The sequence below is a fragment of the Legionella bozemanae genome, from assembly GCF_900450575.1.
Taxonomy (GTDB): Bacteria; Pseudomonadota; Gammaproteobacteria; order Legionellales; family Legionellaceae; genus Legionella; species Legionella bozemanae.
On sequence record NZ_UGGY01000001.1, the window covers coordinates 2,962,094 to 2,980,951 of the forward strand.

Consider the following 18,858-nt stretch of genomic DNA (forward strand, 5'->3'; position numbering starts at 1 on the left):
GTTGTTTACCTTTTATAAATCTAAGAATTTCTTCATTTTCGAGCCAAGAACTCTAGACAATCCAGGCAAAAATCTCCCCAATCTGGATTTGATACTACATTAGTTGAAGAGCATTCTTTGTTTGTACAAACTAAACTTGATAGGTAAAACTCATTTTGACAAATAGGGCAAAATAAAATGCTTTTTCCTTTATTTTTATTATCTAAAAAGTAAGCAAACTTGCATTCATCCGTAATATTATAAGCCGCCATATTAGAATAAGAACACTCAGGACATTCATAAAAGCTCTTTACAGCGATATTCAATAAATCGCACGTTTTATCTATCCCTAAGTATTTTTTGAATAAATGTAAATACCTCCAAAGCACAACAGTATCTGAACCTGATAACTCTTCGTTTGGGATATAAGGTTTAACTTCGTTAAGCCATGAGTTTTCCCAAAAATCATTAAGAAAAATGAAAATATATTTTGCTATTTCTTCAGGTAAAAGAACTTTCGTATAAACACCATGGACAATGGAATTTCTTATTTTTTTAAGAAACTTCATGTCATCTATTAGAGGTTGAGTAAATTTTTTTTTCTTTATTTCAGAATAAATTTTCAATAATGAATCAAAACCGTGTAAATGAAGTTCGCTAAATTCTTTATCATCCCATTTTTCTGGATTTGAAGAGATTATTAAGTAAGGAGACTCAGTGCAAATTTCCTTTTTTAAAAAATTTTCTATACTCTGAAACAATAAAATTAGAATTGCATATAGTTGTTCTTGATTTTGATTTATATAATCATTAACAAATATTTCCTTTTCTGATATCTCTTCTTCTGCCTCTGAAATCTGAGTTAAATAATTATCAAAAAAATAAAATTGATCTAGACAGAACAAAAAAAGCCTTATACCAAGTTTTTCGAATACAATTTTATCTGGTAAATTTTTAAGCATACAAGTCCCTTTTCATCTTTAGAATATAAACTTTAAATACAGATTCAAGTATATTGCATGCTGCAGAAACAGCTTCTTTAGGTTCAGTATATATTTTGGTCAGTGCGCGTTGAAACTCTTCTTCAATAGAAGGCACATCTCGGGTCTTAATTATTTCCCATAAATGTTTACTTGGAGCGGACTTTCCGTCATGAATAATACCTCCTGTTATGTAAGTTAAATTTGATTTTTCTAACTGACGTATCAATTTTTCTTTTAATGCTTTTAAAGAATTTGGCGATGGTTCTATAGGAAATGCCGCATCTAGTTCAGAGTTTTCTTCTACCTGCAAATCCATATAATTTTCAATTAGTTTTCCTAAAACAATTAATGGGGCACACGATTCATTATTAATTCTTCGTAGCCATTCCTGCACTTTGGCAAATGATTTGACAGTATTGATATAATAGGTTGTGGTATTTTGGGTTTCACAAAATTCTTCTTATTCAAAATTGCTTTTATTGAGCAATTATAACCTCAATTATTATATTTCAAAGAAATGTGTTTTTGAGATATAACAAATTCACAAAATAAATGATTATCCTATACTTGTATCTATAAATAATTACAAACAGTCTCATATGAAAGCCCAAAATGAAATAGCAAAATTTTACAGCCAATTAGAAATCATAGGACTTGAACAAGTAAAAATTAATCTTGCCCAAGGAGTGTATGGGACTGAAAAAAAGAAAAAACTAGTAGAAGCATGGATAAATATCAATAAAGAAGCTTCTGATAATCAACATAAGGAACAAAACATTTCTATTGCAGAAGAGGCAAATCAAATTGCAAGAACAAGTAATAAAATATCCTGGATTTCATTGATTGTTTCTGTATTAGCCATCCTAATTTCAAGTTTAGTAGCAATATTTAAGTAAACTCAAGTTTTCTTTTATTACTTAAGTCTATGATGCAATATTGAGGCTCATTTGGAAACATCCACAGCAAGCATAGCCTTGATGGAGGCGTAGGCGGAATCAAGGTTTTCCTTTTTGAGAAAAAAATTTTGCTTATTAAAAGAGAAGCGATAATTTTGTTGAAGAGAAATATATTGACCTCCGGGAAATAAAACCTTGATTCCGCCTACGCCTCCATCAAGGCTACACTGGCTGTTCTTGGAACACAAATTTTGGCAACCTTACTTGCTGTCTATGAAACCTCTGGGTTGGGGCTGGGCGTTGTTTGTTTGAGGTTATGCGTTTGTCTGGTTCTTGATCAATGATTGGTTGAAGTTAATCGCCTATTGGTTTTTTGATTCAAGTGAATCCAATAAGTCAGACTTAATATGAGATCGTTGCCATGAGTCAACCAAGAAAATGCTCGCATGCCAACGCCGTTGAATATTTTAAATTTTTATGTAAAAGGTAAAAAATGAAAAAATTCCGAATAAAGCATCCAGCTGTCATCACGTGTATCCCTACCCGCCTGCTTCGCTGCATGGCTAAAATCATTGATGAGAATATTGGGGGTATAGTAAATGATGGAGATATTTTCTCTAAAGTATTGGGTACGATGCAGCCAGTATTTTTCTAAACAGGAAAAAGCCAGATTTATGGCGATTAAATCAAATTGCTCCTTCTGGATAAACTGTACTATTTCTTCCGCTTTGTCTGCGTGCATGACACTATACCCCAGATAGCGAAACAAACGCAGTACAAGGACAGTAGTTGATGGATTGTCATCAATCAACAAAATATGAGGGGGCCAATTGGATGTGCGTTTCTCCATGGATAAGTTCCTTTTTGCAATAACAATCTGAAAATATTTCAGGAAACGTACCACGCACGCTGCACGAACACATTCTGAGGGGAGAAAATCAACGAGGCGACCGCAGTGCTCCATTGATTCTCGAACCAACAGAACATGCCCCGCACATGTCACACATGATCACCGGTTACGAAATTGTAACCGACGATAAATATGATAAACTGTACTTAGCCATGATTCTAGTTGACGCTAGGATTATGGTTAGTGCAGCGCTGGTGTTCGTAGCACCGGCGCGGCACGCTTCAAGATTAGTTTAGGTCTCTTTTAAACAAAAAGTCAACCAATCCTATGCGTTATAATGGCCCAATGAATCCTCAGATTTTTAAATTTTAATCTCCGATTCATTGAATTAAATAAAAAACGCCCGTGGCTTGCACTACAAACGTGTAAGCCCCCCCCTAGGGCCTCATCACTCTTTTTCCGCCTCGTGATGACATGATGACTCTTTTTTTGACATACGTACAAATAAATATCATAGACGCAAGAAAACAAACTGTAAATCCTCCATCAATGCCACATAAACGGAAAGCAACACTAATTCTTCGAGAATATTAAGAAAAAATTTTTTTGAATTTTTTAGCTATTTATTATTCTTTAGAGAATGTTGGTGATATAAATTTAGCTGTATACTAGGGGTAACTGGGTATCAAAAAAAGATGAAGGGTGTAGAAGCATCATTGATCAAATATAACCCGCTCTATCCATTCTCCTCGTGGATTATTAGAAATATCGAAAAAAGCTCATCGGATATAAAAATTGAAATTTTACCAGGAATTTCAAGCTTAGATTGCTTGTTCTGTGATTTGCGTGTGGATCCTGGATCTTGTGGAATTCAAGCTTATGAATCAACAGAATTTATTAATAAATAATTACAAAATTAACTCAGATAGTCATTTGGTTTTATGGCAAATAGGGGTAATTGGTATAAATACCATTATTAATGATAAGAAAGCGCTTGATTGTCAAGCTGAGCGAATGCACGCATTGCGTAAAATGAAAGAAAAATTATTAATATGGTATGAAGAAGATCACCCTATTATTTTATATACTGCATCAATGTATCCCTCTATATCTTTTGAGAGAGTAGATAGTTCAATCTCTCAATTAGATAAAATAGTGATCCATCGATTATCTACAGCTTATATTCCACCAAAGATCAACAATCCATAGCGTAGAACATGTCATGTATAAAGGCACGTTCAGTTTTCAAGTGCGAATTTCCCCTTGCGGATTTAAGCGCTCTTTGTACTCATAAAAAACCTCTTTTGGCGTACGATATTCTAAACATCGCATAGGTTGATTATTCAATTTACTGACAATCATTTCAATGTCTTTTTGAGTATGTTTTTCAATACTAGATTTTTTAGGTAGATACCTTCGCAATAAACGATTTCCATTTTCAATAGCTCCTTTTTGATAGGATTTGTATGGTTCACAAAAGTAAACAGGAGCGGCAAAAGCATCGGCTATTGTTGCATGATGAGCAAATGCAATATCATTGTCTAATGTTAAAGAGTGTACGATATTACTCCAGTTTTTCTTCATATATTTAACTAATGTATAAGCTGTTTTCTGAGGTTTTCGACTGTTACTTTTAATTGCTACTAAATAACGGCTTTTCCGTTCACGCAAGGTAATTAAATGCGGATTATGTTTTGTGAACATTAGTAAATCACCTTCCCAATGACCAAATAGTTGGCGCTGATTTATTTCCTTACTACGTTGTGCGATACCTATTTTTTCGGTTTCCGATGTCGATTTTTGTCGTTTGCGTTGAACGCACGGATAACGAAAACGTCTCTTTTTATGCAATAATTGGTAAAGCTTCTCTGCTTTACCTGCTGGACTATAGATATAAGCATAAATGTTTCATGAGAGATAATACATTGTCCTGCTGACCTTTTAAGCCGACCTGAAATTTGTTGAGGAGACCAGCCTTCTTTCAAGCGAGCAATAATAACTTTCTTAAGCTCAGGAAATTTGTTTCGCTTAAATCCATGATGAAATTTTCTTGATAAATACTGTTGAGAAGCCCAATCTGCTCGATAACCAGGCCGACTACTATTACGCTCTAGTTCTCGATAAATAGTAGATTTATGAAATCCTAAATGACTAGCTATTGCCGCTATCGACTGACCTGAAAATAAACCTTCATACAGCTGAATACGGTCTTGAGCTGTTAAATGACGATAATGTTTTCCCATACACATTCCTGTTTATAGTAGTGTCAAAATAACTGTTAAGCATAACGTTATTTATAACTGTTTCTAAAACAGAAATTCGCACTTAGAAACTGAAACTACCAAAAATGATTGTCGCACTTGGAGCTAGAATGGGCTCTACTGATACAGATATATTTCTTTGTTTTTAAACAAGTTTGATTGCAGAATCAAACCCATAACATCTGCACTCTTTATTGACACAATGATTTATAACTCAAATAATTTATCAAAATAATTCTTACTGTTTGTTGTTCTTGGAAGGTAAACCTTTTACCACTGATTAAAACTAATCTCATCGTTTCATTTGCCTACATGCTATTGGTCACCCCAACACTCGCTAGGTAGAATCACAAAATGCAATCAACTTAAGAGATGTACCCATGATACAAAAAATCATATTTGCCGCATGTCTTATCCTCATGAGCAAGCGTAGATACTGTCTTTAAAAGCAAGTTAAATGTTCATTAAAAGCTTGCTTATTTTTTAAGACACCGAAAATGATATGGGCCAATTTACGCATCACAGCACAAATGATTGTTTTCGGTGTTTTAGCTTTAGCTTGAAGTTTATTGGCAAAAGGAAGAAGAGATTTATTGGACCGTTTAGCGACTAAAGCAGCCATGTACAGAGCCTTTCTTAATCGACTTTCGCCAAGCCTTGAAAAGGCTACGCTGGCTTTGCAACGAAGCTATTAATTTTAGCGTCTGACGTGGTCAAGTAAAATTGACCACGTCAGACCAATGACATCAAAAGTCTTTGAAGTTTTTCAAAAACCGAATTCCATACATCGAATGGCTAAAGAAGCCTGAATGGGTTCCGGTCAAAAAATATAATTATAATTAAATACCTAAGTGGATATTAGTAAGCACCTTTGATAATATTCAGCCAGTTTTAATTAATTGATATACCGACTATGCTTGATTTATCTAGACTGACTGAATTTAACCATGCTTTGATATATGGCTTCGAACCTGAATCTAGTCCTCGACGTTTGGCAGGTTCAGAAACATTTGAAGATGCACTTTTTCCAGAGGCGGGTCAGCATCAAGATATGTTAAATGCTTATCTTTATGCGCAAGAAACCATTCTTCCGCAAATAAAGAAAATAGGTTTACCCAATATTACTCCAGATATGTTGATTGAGTGGGTTAAAACTATTCATGGTTTTATTGGAAACTCGTTAATGCAAGCTCACGATAGGAAATCTGGAGAATATACTAATGAAATTATTTTACGATGGCACTTAGGAGCTGAATTAGGTGGTCATTTTATTCTTTATCTTTCTGGCCTTCATGAATATAAGTCTCCACAACAACTTGCAAAATTTTTAAATAAAAAATTTGATATGGATTATCAATCTGCTTTGGATTTTATTTCTTTATTAGAGAAAATTACCAAAGATGAAAGATATACAATTCATGGGTCACTGAAACCCTTTATCGATTATTCAAGTCCCGGAATAAAAGGAATTCTGGTACTAAATAAATTGGCAAGTGCTTATAATCTCAATCAATTGAGTAATTCTGAGAAAGGGACAGTCAACAGAATTGTAAAAATTTGTATGTTTCCCCCTCTTATTCCTGAAGCTATGAATCAATGGGCGCAAAATACTATTAAACAATTACAGGCTTGTGATTCTAAAGATTTGAAAAATGCTTCCGAATTTCTAGCCAATACTTTTTATGAGCTTACAGAAGTACATCCTTTCGGTAATGCAAATGGAAGAACAGCTACCTGCCTTACTAATATTTTCCTTCGTACATTTGGTTATCCTAGCATTGTATTACGCCACCCTGGAGAAAGAGAAAATAAAAATAGTCTCTACCAAAAAGCATTTGCTGAAATTGATTCCTCTTTAATTCCATTAATAGAGCTTATCTCTACTCGCGTGATTGAAGCCCAAGAAAAAACTTTTGAGAATGAAAAACTAAAAAAATTGATTGTATTGCGAGTTGCTTTAAGTGACTTATTACAAGAGACTAAATCAAAACATCCAACGTTTGATATAAGCTTGTTTCAAAAACGGTTATTTTCTTCTCCAGAGACTTTATTCGCAATGCAAATAGCTGATGAGACAGAAGCCTCAATTTTGGTTCTCTCAATGAGTATCAACAAACTTTCTCAGATAGCTGAAAAATTAGATCAAGAAAAGAAAAAGAAACCTACTTTATTTTCAACTGCTACTTTAGATAGTACACAAATAAGTGCTGTTATAAATAGCTTAGAAAAAATATCAGGCCAGACTGGTTGGAAACATAATTCAAAAAAAGGATTTGTCACATGGTTAGAACTTCCAGAGATGGAAAATGCTAAAAAAATTGCTTCTGAACTGGAATCGAACAAGGCAGCAAAAGTCACTTTAACGCGACGATCTGATAATAAAACTCCGGTCATAAAATGTGAAGATATTGACTATCAAAAGCTTATCAATGCAGCTACTCGAGTTGATGATAAGGGTTTGTCCAATCCAATTAAAGAAAATGTTGTGCAACAATGACAATGTAATTACAGTACACGTCTCCTGTCAAAGCAGTGAGGGAAAATACAGCAAGCGTAGCCTTGATTCCGCCTACGGCTCCATCAAGGCTACGCTTGCTACTATATAGTGATTCAGAATTATTAGGATCTTTAATGAGAATTAATTTTGAGTTAGTTACTGTTCCTTTAATAATATAATTTATTAATTTGCGTAGTATACCCCTTCTTCAATAAATAATGACTTCATGGAAAGCACAGCACCGTCAGCAAGTTTGTACTACTATATGATGGAGGAAACTTAATTCAAGGAAAGATAATGTTAATAGGCTCTTTTGTGTGTTTGGTAATCGCTATTCTCGCAGCTATTTATCGATTTACAGGAACAAATCCCACTCTAACCCTTTTAGCAAAAATCATTCTCTATCTTTCCTTAGCTGCATTTTTTATTCTACTCATTGTATATGTTCTTAATTCTGCACCGCCTCCTCCTGAAGATAAAAAAACTCTTCCTTTATAAACAAGACAAATGACGCCTACTTTTCCTTTCTATTTCTTAGTAGCAATTGTAACTCCAATCGCATTGCCAAAAATCACAAGCATTGAAAAAATGAACATATAAATTATTTCTATTAAGATAAATGAACTGATTTTTCCCAGAAAAACTATATAAACAAATTGACCTAAAACAATACCAATATAAGAGGACAAAAACATTTCTTTGAAAATTAATCCAATAATTAATCCGTAACAAAAAAGACAAAAATAATACAACATGATGCTGTGCATCAGTTCTATATTAAAGATCGCATTGCAAAACAACCATAAACAGATCCCAACAAAAAATCCTTCTATAAGGCGTAAAATGATTTTCTTCAAAATATATATTCCATTTTCATCGCTTACCAAGATTACAGAAAACATATCTGATTTTTGCACGTAAAACAGCTCGTTTATTTACTTGCCTAGCCTGTAGCTGAAGCCCTGCCTGTTCCCCACGAATGATTCACTATCGTTGTAAAACCCCATTTTAAATCATTTTTATTATATCTGTTTTACTACTTCACTGATTTCATCTTGTGCTGTAGTACTTGGCTTTAAGATGCTAATCGCCCACATCGTTCACGGAATTCTTCCTTATAATGGCTAAAGACATATTCCTGCTAAATATTCATTCACAGATATCAATCAACATGAAAAAATCGACTAGAGGGGAGCTTATCTATTTATTAAAATTAGTCCAACAATAATTATATTTTCCATCCTTCGTTTATTGGTAGAATAATACTCATATTTAATTCTAAAAATTACGGAGTTCGTATTAGGAAGGCTCTGCGCAAGATATTAAAGTGATTTTTTGGCCAATCGATTTAAAATATGCTTAGGGAGCAATAACCAATAATGGCCTTCATTTTTCATATGTTCACCTAGAAATGTTGCAAGTTTTCCTGAGCCCCAATAAATATCACCGCGCATAAAACCACGAATCGCACCGCCCGTATCTTGCGCAATCATAAGACGCTGAAATTGTTTCTCGTTTGCTTGATTTTTGTCAGGCCGTTTCGTATCTAACCACAGTGGTGCCCCAAGCGGAATCCACTTCTTGTCCACAGCTAAAGAATAGCCTGGTGTAAGTGCCATACCTTGAGCTCCCAGAGCCATAGGCTCCCCTAAATCCTCAAAAAATACAAAGGACTTATTTTTCTGGATAATCGCTTTTGCTTTTTCAGGATGACTCTCTAAATAACGTATAATTGCTGCTTTAGATGCATTATGTCGTGTCATGATCCCTTTATTAATCATTACCTTGGCAATTGACGTGTAAGGAGCACCATTCTCCCCTGCATAGCCTAGGTATATGTTTTCACCATTAGGCAATTGAATAACACCCGAACCTTCTATCTCTAAAAAAAGCCGTTCAGCAGGGCTATGGATCCAGGCAATCACCGGTGCTTTTTTCTTAAGGGCGCCATTATCGATTTGCTCACGCGTATAGGAGGTTGAATATTTTCCCTTTGGTAATCCATAAATTGGCGTATTGTATTTGGTACTTTTTGTTAAATTTCCTTTTATTTTTGGCATGTAATAGCCCGTAAATAAACCATGAACTGGTTTTTTTTGTGCAAACTCAATAGGACGAAACCACTTTTCAAAAAAAGCTTTTGCTGAATCCTCAGAGACTGAATCTAGAGCTAAAGCCGCCTTGCACGCTGGATGCCAATCCCGAGCTTTTAGCTTGATATGTTGTGTCCTGATCGTATGAGATGGCGGCTGTTTCAAAAACGTCTCACACGACTTCTGAAATGCTGATAAAGACTTTTTAACATCAGCAGTATCCCAACCAGGCAATTCCTCAAAAGATACTTTTGTTAAAGCAATATTTCTGCTTTTCATAATAACCTTTCTTGGAGTGTGCTTAGGCCGAGGGCTTTTTCTTGCAGCCACGACTTTATGTGCACTCTTAGGTGCCATATTTGCTATTTTTTCAGCGCTCTTATGTGAGGCATTATTGTTTGCTGTAACGTTTCTTACACTTTCGGTTTTAATAACTTCTTTTGTGTTATTGATAATTTCTTTTTTGGTGTTAAGAACTTCTTTTTTAGGATGTAGTGGTTTTGTATGAACCTCGGCTTTCTTATACAGTGCCAATCCGATCATACCGAATGTAAGACAACTAATACCAATTATTGTGCAAATTAATTTCCTACTCATAGTTGCGCAAGGTTTACATAAGATGAAATTGAAATCAACACTTTTTAGTATTTTTAATTCAAAATTAAATCTATTTAATAAAAAATAACTCTATTTTTATTAAAAAAGAACAAAAAAACCCTTCCGCAAAATGATATCAGTAGTCGATTATAAGACATAAATGGATACACTATGATCCATTTGTGCGCAATCAAACCATTTAAGAACTGCCCTTTTCTGTCACTGCTGCAAACCACAAATTAATACTTTCAACTAATGTAGGATGAGCAAACATAACATCACGTAATTTCTGATAAGGCATATCCAATTCCATAGCCAATTGGATTACTCCAAGGATTTCGCCAGCCTCGGCACAAAAAATGGAAACACCTAAAATACGATCTGTTTTTGCATCAATAACAGCTTTCAGAACACCGGTTGTTTCACCCTGTGTTTTTGCTCTAGGAACAATTGCAGCAGGAATTTTGGCTATTTTTAGAGAATAACCTTGAGCAAGCGCTTGTGACTCTGTCATTCCAATACGAGCAAGTTCTGGGTCGAGAAATACTGTATAAGGAATAAGCCGCCCTTGTACTGAGTGTTTGTTCTGTGGATTTTGTAGATTATGTTTGACTAAACGATAATCATCTAAGGATAAATGCGTAAATTGTGCGCCGCCCTTTACATCTCCCAGAGCCCAAATACCTTGGGTTGTGGTTTCTAGATATTCATTTACTTTGATAAAACCACGTTCATCAAGCTCAACTCCCGTTTTATCTAAATTTAATCCGGCTGTATTTGCGACACGTCCCACAGCAATAAGAATATCGCTTCCACGAATAAGCTCGGATTTTCCATCTTGATTTGCATTGATAATTACTTCGCCTTGAGCGTCTTGAATACTATTGATTTTAGTATTAAGCGCGAAATGAATTCCTTCTTTAGTCAGCGTATCAAGAACTTGCTCAGCAATATCTCTATCTTCACGGCCAATAAACTTGCTGTCCGCTTCAATCACTGTGACGTCCGCACCCAAGCGACGAAATAACTGAGCAAACTCCAAACCAATATAACCACCTCCAACTACAAGCAAATGCTTCGGAACGCTATCAACATTCATTAAACTGTCATTAGTATAATATTTTACTTTATCAAGCCCCGGAATGGGGGGGATAAAAGGTAAGGCTCCGGTATTAATAAAAATTTTATCTGCAGTAATTTCTAATACTTTTTGACCATCTCGTGGCGAGGATAAATTTACTTCAATGGTCTTAGGTCCTACAAAATGTCCACGGCCCAGCATCAGATCCATTCCTGAATCTAAAAATTGTTTTAAATTCGCCTCACGCATCGCATTGACTATAGCGTCTTTACGGGCACGAACCGCTTTAAAATCAATGGGGGCCAGGGCAGCCTCTAAACCATATGCTGTTGCTGAACGACAATAGTGGGCTATCTTAGCTGATTGTACGAGTGTTTTTGTTGGTATACATGCTACATTAATGCAAGTACCACCAATTTGATTGTCTTCAACCATAGCAACTCGCTGACCCGTTTTTGCTAAATCGACAGCCAGAGTTTTACCACCTTTACCACCGCCTAAAATGATCACATCATATTTTAATGTCATGATTTTTCCCTAATATTTCAATTAAAACGCGCATATTAATAAACTATAGAAGCAAAACATCTTATTTTGAAACATCCTCCTGGCTTTAGGCTCTGTTTTTTTGTTATCTTGAGCAAATAGATTATGCACAAACTCTAATATCTGAAATTTTGGAAAACACTTAAACTGGAACACTTGAAACGATAATAGCAGTTAAGAAAAAATGTTTTTTTAAATTCGCAGCTCGAGAATAAATACCGACAATAAAAAAGCAATCTATGTTGATTGATGCCATGATTAAAAACATCACGGCATTTTATTTAAAACCACAAATAAATTATTAGTCTGCCTTTGTAAGGGCAAAATTAGCGGTAATGTTTATGGTACTTATGCCAAAAGTATCATCGACCGCATTTGAAGAAGTATTATTTTTATTAAAATTAAGCGTAGAAACGTAACGAAAATCCAGGCCAAGAGTAGTAAAATCATCAAGATAATAGTAAAACCCTACAATCCCTTGAGCAGCAAATCCTGTGTTTGACGTGTTGAAACTTTCATTGATGATCGGCGCACAAGTGCCCAAGGTAATGCATTGGTTATTGGATTGGAAGGATGCATGATGTCGAATCATCGCCCCACCAAAACCTGCCCCTAGATAAGGAACAAAATTCGAATTGTCTCCGGAATCATTAGTGAATTGAAAATCATAATACGCATTGACCAGCCCATAAAGCCCTATCACATTGCCATTAAACCCCAGGCCAGTCTGCACAAAAGCATCTGGACATACTCCTTCAGGGCCTAATACCTTAGGACTAATAAGCGTACAAGAACCTGACTTGAGCGAACCGTAATTATTTATATTAAAAAGAAACTCCCCTTCCACTCGAAAATTTTTTATTTTATATCCAAGAGCAGTTCCCATCCCGCCGCCAACAGGTCCTAACTGGATTGATCCTAAAGAAGCGACGTTGTTAATTGTAAAATTAATATCAGGACTTGAGGCATGACTTATCTGCCCCAGTAAGTTCAAATAAAGCCCTTCAACAGGATCTGCACTAAAAGCATTGCTACTAGCCATCAACCCCAATATAAATCCAAATTTAATTATCTGTCTCATTCTATATCCTATATTAATCCAAAGGACAAAGTGCAATGATTTCTGCACAAGTCGAAAGGCTATATGAAAACATATAGCCGATGCAAATTTTTTATAATTTAATCTATACGATATCGGCAGTATCCTTAGCCCTTAAGAAATTCTGATTTAATAATCCAATGGATGAAAACTCCAAAATCTCCAATATAAATTGTTACATCCTTATTTAACGATAGTGTCATGAATTTCAAAAATTCTTCTTTGAGCAGAAAATTTATCTTTAAAGAGATTAAGTCCCTCCTCACGCATCTTAGGTGCAAATTCAGCGAAATATACGTCTAAAAACTCCCTATTTTCCAATTGATATTGGACTGTTAATTTCTCCTGCTCCTTTGTTCTCTCATGTTCAGATTTTAAAATACGTGCTTGCATAAATCCTGGGAGCTGGAGCATTTCTTTGACATGTTTTTTTAACCATAATTGAAATTGAGGATAAACAGCTTCATCAATGGCTAAATTTACTTCATATAGAACCATGTTCTTTCCTAAATTAAAATCAAAAGTAATATCACTCCAGTTCCCGACATGCCGCAGCATCCCATAAATGAGCCACCGGAGCCGGATCCCGCGGACAAGCCGCGGGACGTAAGCAGATGTGACCTTTTACAATCAAAATTAGAATAATATCGCATTAGGCAATTACGAAGATTACAATTAAATTGGGTGTTAATCCAGTAGAGAAAACAAGATAGGAAATAAATTTTTTACAGTAAAAAGCAAAAGGGTTTAATACAATTTTATTTCAATCGTTCAAACCTGAGTATTGACGAACTGCCATGGATCATGAACATCCAAATGTTCTAAATACAACCAACCTCTGTTTTGTAATGGAGTCCAATCTGTATAATATCCATCTACAGTACCGAGATAAGGTAAAGCAAGCTTCAAAATCTCCTCATGATTCAGCTCTTCAGGCTCAAGAATTCCTTGATTGGGATGCTCCATTGCCCAAACAATCCCAGCAAATAGCCCTGCCACAACTTGTAAGCTGGTTGCATTATTATGTGGAGCCAATGCACGTGCTTGTTTAATGGATAAAGTTGAGCCAAACCAATATGCTCCTTTGGGGTTTCCCATTAATAAAACCCCTAACTCATCCACACCTTGCTTCACTTCATCGACAATTAAACGACTCTTTTGTTGAGGAATCCATTCATTTCCGTGGAGTTCATAAAGAGAGAGAATGGCATCAGGACACGGACAATAGGAATAGAGCACCGTAGGTCGGTAGTATAGTTCTGAACCCTCTTGCAAAGTCAAAAAATGCGAAATAGACGTGGTTTCGGGATGGGTGATCAAAAACCCATGATATGTGCCGAAGCTTGGTGTCCATGAGCGGATTTTAATGCTTGCACTTGGACGCTCAAGATAAATAGAACATTTAGGTCCAACACTATGGGATTTCGCTCCTTCAGGTACGTGACGTTCGTGGCTTCCCCAACCAATCTCAACAGGTTGCCTTATCTCTTCAATAAATCCTTTAATCGACCACGTATTAACAAACTCGCCGACGGCCTTAAAAGGTAAAGCAATTTGCGTATCACGTTCGGCGATATGAATTACCTTAATACCCAGTGTATAGGCAAGCTTAGCCCAATCAAAACGTGTCTTGGGTTGAGTCGTGATCTGATTATCTCGAGCTATATTTAATAATGCTTGTTTTACAAAATGTGACACTAAACCAGGATTGGCACCATGCGTTATAATTGCTGTCTTATTGGTTTTTCCTTTTAATTTCAGCACCTCTTCCCGTAACAAATAATTAGTTCGGGACTCAGGAGATATATTTTCTAAAATAAATTCCTCACCCCATCGCTCGGTAGACGCGTTAATGTATAAAGCCCCCTTTTGTTCACAAAGAGCTAACATGCAATAACTAGACAGAGTAATTGAAACATCAATTACAAAATCTCCGGGTTGTAATCGCTCCCCAATGATTTCGATATAATTCGTGCGTGTAATTGCTGTTACTTGAAAATTTATTCCGAATTTCTGTGCGAGGCCAATTGATTCATCCCCTTTAGTAATCACGGTAATCTGTGCGGGTTTAATATTCAATTTATCAATGAGTAAGGGCAATAATGCGCGGCCAATGCAGCCAAACCCAATCATAATAATTTGATTTTTATAATGCTCCTTTCCCTTTTCCATGCAAAATTCCCTTATGCGTTATACTAATTATCTCAAAACCTCTATCGATTTTTTTATGGATTTAATAATACTATTTAGTGTTAATTATATTAGGATGTATTTAACACTATAGATCAAATATCACCTCTATTGGATAATAAATTCCCATTAAAAGACAAAATCAAGGGAATGTTTCCGCAACTACTTCGCAAGTAGAGGTAAGTTTTAATGCCCCTGGCCGGGAGGTGATTTTATTTTCAGGAAAAATAACACGAAATCCAGGTTCCAAAATTTGCCCTAAAGGATTCAATGAAATTTCAGATGCACGAACCTCGGCGCGTCTTTGCATCAATAAATGATACATTTTCACCACCTGTTTGCTGTCTCGCAGTTTCAACTGACATTGCAAAAGAAACCTTTTGGCCTTTCGCATGTAAAATTCGGCGTCTTGCTGCGGAGAGGTAAGATTTTTAAGCAACTTTTTAGCAGCCCAATCCTGAGACTGATCGAGATTCATCATAAACATTTCACGCCAATTAGAAGTACTTGCATCAGGAAGCAAACGCAAAAGACCACAGCGTGCTGATGAAAATACTGGATTACCCTTGTCTACATCTAAAACATCCAATACAAACTTCTGATCAATTACTCCGTGTTGTATTAAATTATCTACTGCCACTTGATCTGATGTAGCCTTAACTGGTGTAAGCCAAGCATGATCAGCATCATTTAAATCAGTTTCAGGAAAATAACTGCCTACCTCATTTAATGCGATGTTATAAAAAGTCCGAGAAATCATAATTGCCTGGTTTTCTTCGGCCTGCAAAAATCTTGGATCAAGGAAGAATTCAGCAGGAATGCTTATTTCAGGGCGCAGTGCGTCATTAGGAAAAATATCCGACATCAAATTTAATTCAAGAGGACAAAATAAAGGGCGGAGTTGTTCTTGCAGTGAACCCGATTGTTTTCGATATAAAGTCTTACTTTGCTCCAACCTTTTAAGTCCTATTACGACATTTTTAGCTAATTCTTCTGAAGAAACCAAAGTTTCTAAAATATCTTGTAATGAGGTATCGGGCTTTCTCCCGCCAAAATCCAGTCCTCTAACTGGTTCCCACCAATCATTATGAGGTTTATCCAGTTCTTTCATAATTGGACCTCCAGCATTATGGCAGCCAGAACAACGGAGTCGATTGCCAAACTGGGGATACTGTGGGTCGGGTTGGCGATGGAGTAATTTATTGTCAGCAACGATATCAAATGAATCTCCTCGGTAAAACCATTGACCTTGTGTGCCATCACCGCGTAGTTCATAGAAATTAAATACTTCTTTGTTGGGATCCCAAGCAAAGGCTTCGATCATCAGTGAATTTTTTTCCGGATTCTGATCCGCAATTAACTCGCCTTCTGAATTGATTGCCGTAAAATGTCCGAAGAAAAAATCACCCGCATTAATGAGCAGATGATTATCCGGTGTTTTTAATTTTCCAAAAACCATCTCGAATAAACTAAAACTACCTTGAGCAGGATTATGAAATCCTCGATTTGCAACCAATGTAGTTTCCAATCGCAAACCTGAGCTTTTGAAAAGCTGGCGTAATTCAAAAACATTTTTTGGACATGTGTGTTCAGATAATAATAACCCTAAAGCATCATGGGTTCGCACAGCAGTTTGGCCCGACGAGTCGATGAGGGAGCACCCTGCAAAAGTCTTTTGAGAAAAAGCCACTATGATACCGAGGAGAAGAATTAAAAATTTAAAAAATCCTTTTTTCACAAGTGCATTCCTATTTTTTCTCAAAACAAGCGTTAAAAATGAAATTCGGCTGCTCATTCACTTAAAAAAGGGGTAATTGATTTTTAATCCACATACCATTTTTAAATTTATATTCCATTCTTGAACCTTTTAAGAAGTCATTTTTATTAATTTCAAGAACTTGCCACAGAGCGGGTATGATCTGTATGACGCCAAAAGATAATGAAATCCCATTGGATGTATCAGAGTGAGTCAAATAATAATTTCGCCAATATTCATCCAAATAATTTTGCCAATATAAACTCGCCAATGGCAGATTGTTTTGACTTGTATGCAATACTGCTATTCCTTCTACAATAATTTGGCCATGCTCCGGATTCGCCAAGCAAACTCCTACATTAGGACAATGATTTAAATGAGCCCATTTGGGTGAACGCGTATCAGTCAGAAAAATAAGTGAGCCGTTGGGAGTGACATGATAGAGATCCATGGTTCTGATATGTGGTTTTTGATGCATAACTGTTGTTACTTGAGCAAATACTTTATCTCTTGGAAATGAAAACCAATGGTATAAATAAAGTTCTACAGCTTGAATCAGCTCTGAGGAATCGATAAGCATAATTTTCTTTAACAGAATAAAAAACACATCATAAAAATAAATATTCATTGAGTCAAAAGGTTATTTACCTCACTGAAAGATAATCAAAAAATCAATCCGACCAAAATAAATGCACATTTTGCAAAAGCTACTATACTTTTAAAACTTGGACGAACAGGAATTGAGTGATATGGATGCCATTCAATTAGCTCTGGATGTACATTTAAAAAGGACTATTTACAATTCACAACGATTTTTTTGCAAACAACAAGAATTATCCGAAGCAACCTATCCTTTGCTCATATCGTATCTCACCTGGCTCAGAAAAATTAAGGCAAGCCCGAATCCATTCGATGTGATGCACCAAAATGAACAAAAAAATCGTGAATTCAAATTTTTATGCAAACGCAACTTATTATTCTTTCTGACCGTTACCGGGCAATTTAATGTCATTGAAAAATTATTTAAAACCCCATCTTTAACAACAAAATTACGCCATTTAATCACTTTAATTAAAAAAGAGCGTTATAAGATGAGACAAAAAAAGAGCCCACTCTTAAAAGTAACATGTCTACCCAAAGCGAAGAGCCACACTCAAGAGCAGAAATATAATGCGTATTGCTTGCCGAAAATAGGCCTATTCATCCATGATATAAAACAAACCCACCAATTATCATTTGCCTACACGGTTAGAAGAATAAAAATTTTTTATTTGGTATACATCAGTAAAATTGAGCTTTTAAGAAAAATTTTAAAAGCAATTCAAACCAATCCAAATCTGCAATCTCATATTAAAAAGATCTTACTACATCAAATAACAACGGCTCATCGACATGCATCAAAAAATAAAGCATTGTTCATAGGTCCCATCAATCAAAATACACAAACACCTAAAACTTTTGAACTCATCCTGCAAACCTGGAAGCAATTACATGATGATGTTTTGGAAATAAATTCAATTTTTAATCAGTGCAGCCATTTAAGCGCAGAATTAGAAAAAAACCATAAGGATGAGATTGCTGCCTCTATGAAACTTATAGACGAACTGGAAAATTTAATGCAAGGGATCTATGAGTTACTCGATGAAATCGACTTAGAAAAAGCACATAATGCATCAACAGAAGATAGTGATATTAATTTAAGTTTTTTCATACAAAGTACAGAAAAACCCATAGGTAGACCTCTTTTCAAACTCGCAGAGAAATGTGAAATGCAAGGAGATACAGAGCAAAAAACCAGGGTGTACGCCCAGTCACATGAGGATGTGAGCATCGCATCAACTAATACAAAAGACAGTCTCTTTATGAGTCATCTCACTTTCTTTTCGCCGTCACAAAAAAGCGAACAATCTATGCCTCTAGGATCACTCTTTAATTTCTCTGAACAAAAAACAGAAAATAATATTAGAGCAGGGTGTTAAAAGATATGATTGATTATTGTTGCAGCAACGCTGCAACAAAGCTATTCGTTA

The 18,858-nt window shown here is 35.6% G+C and carries 20 protein-coding genes; 6 read left to right on the forward strand and 14 right to left on the reverse strand.

Translation table 11 applies throughout. The features are described from left to right. Positions 1-32: 32 nt before the first annotated feature. Positions 33-941, reverse strand: a complete 909-nt coding sequence (locus tag DY223_RS13040) for a hypothetical protein (RefSeq protein WP_058457926.1) — start codon at positions 939-941, stop codon at positions 33-35. Then, positions 934-1,278: a hypothetical protein gene (locus DY223_RS13045; protein ID WP_058457925.1), complete on the reverse strand. Its 345-nt coding sequence runs from the start codon at positions 1,276-1,278 to the stop codon at positions 934-936. Before DY223_RS13045 ends, DY223_RS13040 begins: the two co-directional genes overlap by 8 nt. 283 nt (positions 1,279-1,561) lie before the next feature. On the opposite strand from DY223_RS13045, the gene DY223_RS13050 reads away from it, so the two are divergent. Next, positions 1,562-1,858: a hypothetical protein gene (locus DY223_RS13050; RefSeq protein WP_058457924.1), complete on the forward strand. Its 297-nt coding sequence runs from the start codon at positions 1,562-1,564 to the stop codon at positions 1,856-1,858. Positions 1,859-2,333: 475 nt separating this feature from the next. Here DY223_RS13050 and DY223_RS13060 read toward each other — a convergent pair whose 3' ends face one another. Further along, positions 2,334-2,708 (reverse strand): response regulator, encoded by a 375-nt coding sequence (locus DY223_RS13060; protein ID WP_058457922.1) that lies wholly within the window; start codon positions 2,706-2,708, stop codon positions 2,334-2,336. A gap of 695 nt (positions 2,709-3,403) precedes the next feature. Between DY223_RS13060 and DY223_RS13070 the strand changes: the two genes are divergently transcribed. Together DY223_RS13070 and DY223_RS13075 are read left to right on the forward strand one after the other, a co-directional pair. Continuing rightward, a complete protein-coding gene (locus DY223_RS13070) occupies positions 3,404-3,616 on the forward strand; it encodes an SAM-dependent methyltransferase (RefSeq protein ID WP_058457921.1) in 213 nt (70 codons plus the stop codon). Continuing rightward, complete coding sequence (locus DY223_RS13075; protein ID WP_058457920.1) at positions 3,588-3,917, forward strand: SAM-dependent methyltransferase; 330 nt, start codon at positions 3,588-3,590, stop codon at positions 3,915-3,917. The genes DY223_RS13070 and DY223_RS13075 overlap by 29 nt, the downstream gene beginning before the upstream one ends. A gap of 36 nt (positions 3,918-3,953) precedes the next feature. Here DY223_RS13075 and DY223_RS13080 read toward each other — a convergent pair whose 3' ends face one another. The 3 genes from DY223_RS13080 to DY223_RS13090 all read right to left on the reverse strand — a co-directional run bounded on the left by DY223_RS13080 (position 3,954) and on the right by DY223_RS13090 (position 5,591). Then, positions 3,954-4,559, reverse strand: a complete 606-nt coding sequence (locus DY223_RS13080; protein ID WP_259293202.1) for an IS30 family transposase — start codon at positions 4,557-4,559, stop codon at positions 3,954-3,956. Beyond that, complete coding sequence (locus DY223_RS13085) at positions 4,481-4,951, reverse strand: helix-turn-helix domain-containing protein (protein WP_058457918.1); 471 nt, start codon at positions 4,949-4,951, stop codon at positions 4,481-4,483. Before DY223_RS13085 ends, DY223_RS13080 begins: the two co-directional genes overlap by 79 nt. A gap of 460 nt (positions 4,952-5,411) precedes the next feature. Continuing rightward, complete coding sequence (locus tag DY223_RS13090; RefSeq protein ID WP_058458594.1) at positions 5,412-5,591, reverse strand: hypothetical protein; 180 nt, start codon at positions 5,589-5,591, stop codon at positions 5,412-5,414. 291 nt (positions 5,592-5,882) lie between these two features. Here DY223_RS13090 and DY223_RS13095 point away from each other — a divergent pair, with 291 nt between their 5' ends. Then, on the forward strand, positions 5,883-7,466 hold the full coding sequence (locus DY223_RS13095; RefSeq protein ID WP_058458595.1) for a Fic family protein: 1,584 nt from the start codon (positions 5,883-5,885) through the stop codon (positions 7,464-7,466). Positions 7,467-7,763: 297 nt separating this feature from the next. Further along, a complete protein-coding gene (locus DY223_RS13100) occupies positions 7,764-7,964 on the forward strand; it encodes a hypothetical protein (RefSeq protein WP_058458596.1) in 201 nt (66 codons plus the stop codon). Positions 7,965-7,993: 29 nt separating this feature from the next. Here the strand turns inward: DY223_RS13100 and DY223_RS13105 are convergent, their stop codons facing one another. The 8 genes from DY223_RS13105 to DY223_RS13140 form a co-directional block, all read right to left on the reverse strand. After that, on the reverse strand, positions 7,994-8,383 hold the full coding sequence (locus tag DY223_RS13105) for a hypothetical protein (protein ID WP_058458597.1): 390 nt from the start codon (positions 8,381-8,383) through the stop codon (positions 7,994-7,996). A gap of 405 nt (positions 8,384-8,788) precedes the next feature. Beyond that, positions 8,789-10,156 (reverse strand): murein transglycosylase A, encoded by a 1,368-nt coding sequence (mltA, locus tag DY223_RS13110; RefSeq protein WP_235810477.1) that lies wholly within the window; start codon positions 10,154-10,156, stop codon positions 8,789-8,791. A 199-nt stretch (positions 10,157-10,355) separates the two neighbouring features. Further along, positions 10,356-11,765, reverse strand: coding sequence for a mercuric reductase (locus DY223_RS13115; RefSeq protein ID WP_058458598.1), 1,410 nt, complete (start codon positions 11,763-11,765; stop codon positions 10,356-10,358). Between the two features lie 319 nt (positions 11,766-12,084). Beyond that, on the reverse strand, positions 12,085-12,864 hold the full coding sequence (locus DY223_RS13120; RefSeq protein ID WP_058458599.1) for an outer membrane protein: 780 nt from the start codon (positions 12,862-12,864) through the stop codon (positions 12,085-12,087). Positions 12,865-13,065: 201 nt separating this feature from the next. Next, entirely contained in the window at positions 13,066-13,380 is a 315-nt protein-coding gene (locus tag DY223_RS13125) for a DUF4286 family protein (protein WP_058458600.1), read from the reverse strand. Between the two features lie 273 nt (positions 13,381-13,653). Further along, positions 13,654-15,054 (reverse strand): saccharopine dehydrogenase C-terminal domain-containing protein, encoded by a 1,401-nt coding sequence (locus tag DY223_RS13130; RefSeq protein ID WP_058458601.1) that lies wholly within the window; start codon positions 15,052-15,054, stop codon positions 13,654-13,656. Between the two features lie 160 nt (positions 15,055-15,214). After that, entirely contained in the window at positions 15,215-16,810 is a 1,596-nt protein-coding gene (locus DY223_RS13135; RefSeq protein ID WP_058458602.1) for a hypothetical protein, read from the reverse strand. A 61-nt stretch (positions 16,811-16,871) separates the two neighbouring features. Beyond that, positions 16,872-17,456 (reverse strand): pyridoxamine 5'-phosphate oxidase family protein, encoded by a 585-nt coding sequence (locus DY223_RS13140; RefSeq protein ID WP_259293203.1) that lies wholly within the window; start codon positions 17,454-17,456, stop codon positions 16,872-16,874. A 121-nt stretch (positions 17,457-17,577) separates the two neighbouring features. Here DY223_RS13140 and DY223_RS13145 point away from each other — a divergent pair, with 121 nt between their 5' ends. Beyond that, positions 17,578-18,807 carry a hypothetical protein gene (locus tag DY223_RS13145; RefSeq protein WP_058458603.1) on the forward strand — a complete coding sequence of 410 codons (1,230 nt, stop codon included), beginning with the start codon at positions 17,578-17,580 and terminating at the stop codon, positions 18,805-18,807. The last annotated feature ends 51 nt before the right edge of the window (positions 18,808-18,858 follow it).

Coding starts and splice junctions, on each gene's coding strand:
- DY223_RS13040 (WP_058457926.1), bottom strand. CDS start 941: ATGCTTAAAAATTTACCAGATAAAATTGTATTCGAAAAACTTGGTATA.
- DY223_RS13045 (WP_058457925.1), bottom strand. CDS start 1,278: ATGGATTTGCAGGTAGAAGAAAACTCTGAACTAGATGCGGCATTTCCT.
- DY223_RS13050 (WP_058457924.1), top strand. CDS start 1,562: ATGAAAGCCCAAAATGAAATAGCAAAATTTTACAGCCAATTAGAAATC.
- DY223_RS13060 (WP_058457922.1), bottom strand. CDS start 2,708: ATGGAGAAACGCACATCCAATTGGCCCCCTCATATTTTGTTGATTGAT.
- DY223_RS13070 (WP_058457921.1), top strand. CDS start 3,404: ATGAAGGGTGTAGAAGCATCATTGATCAAATATAACCCGCTCTATCCA.
- DY223_RS13075 (WP_058457920.1), top strand. CDS start 3,588: ATGAATCAACAGAATTTATTAATAAATAATTACAAAATTAACTCAGAT.
- DY223_RS13085 (WP_058457918.1), bottom strand. CDS start 4,951: ATGGGAAAACATTATCGTCATTTAACAGCTCAAGACCGTATTCAGCTG.
- DY223_RS13090 (WP_058458594.1), bottom strand. CDS start 5,591: ATGGCTGCTTTAGTCGCTAAACGGTCCAATAAATCTCTTCTTCCTTTT.
- DY223_RS13095 (WP_058458595.1), top strand. CDS start 5,883: ATGCTTGATTTATCTAGACTGACTGAATTTAACCATGCTTTGATATAT.
- DY223_RS13100 (WP_058458596.1), top strand. CDS start 7,764: ATGTTAATAGGCTCTTTTGTGTGTTTGGTAATCGCTATTCTCGCAGCT.
- mltA (WP_235810477.1), bottom strand. CDS start 10,156: ATGAGTAGGAAATTAATTTGCACAATAATTGGTATTAGTTGTCTTACA.
- DY223_RS13115 (WP_058458598.1), bottom strand. CDS start 11,765: ATGACATTAAAATATGATGTGATCATTTTAGGCGGTGGTAAAGGTGGT.
- DY223_RS13120 (WP_058458599.1), bottom strand. CDS start 12,864: ATGAGACAGATAATTAAATTTGGATTTATATTGGGGTTGATGGCTAGT.
- DY223_RS13125 (WP_058458600.1), bottom strand. CDS start 13,380: ATGGTTCTATATGAAGTAAATTTAGCCATTGATGAAGCTGTTTATCCT.
- DY223_RS13130 (WP_058458601.1), bottom strand. CDS start 15,054: ATGGAAAAGGGAAAGGAGCATTATAAAAATCAAATTATTATGATTGGG.
- DY223_RS13140 (WP_259293203.1), bottom strand. CDS start 17,456: ATGAATATTTATTTTTATGATGTGTTTTTTATTCTGTTAAAGAAAATT.
- DY223_RS13145 (WP_058458603.1), top strand. CDS start 17,578: ATGGATGCCATTCAATTAGCTCTGGATGTACATTTAAAAAGGACTATT.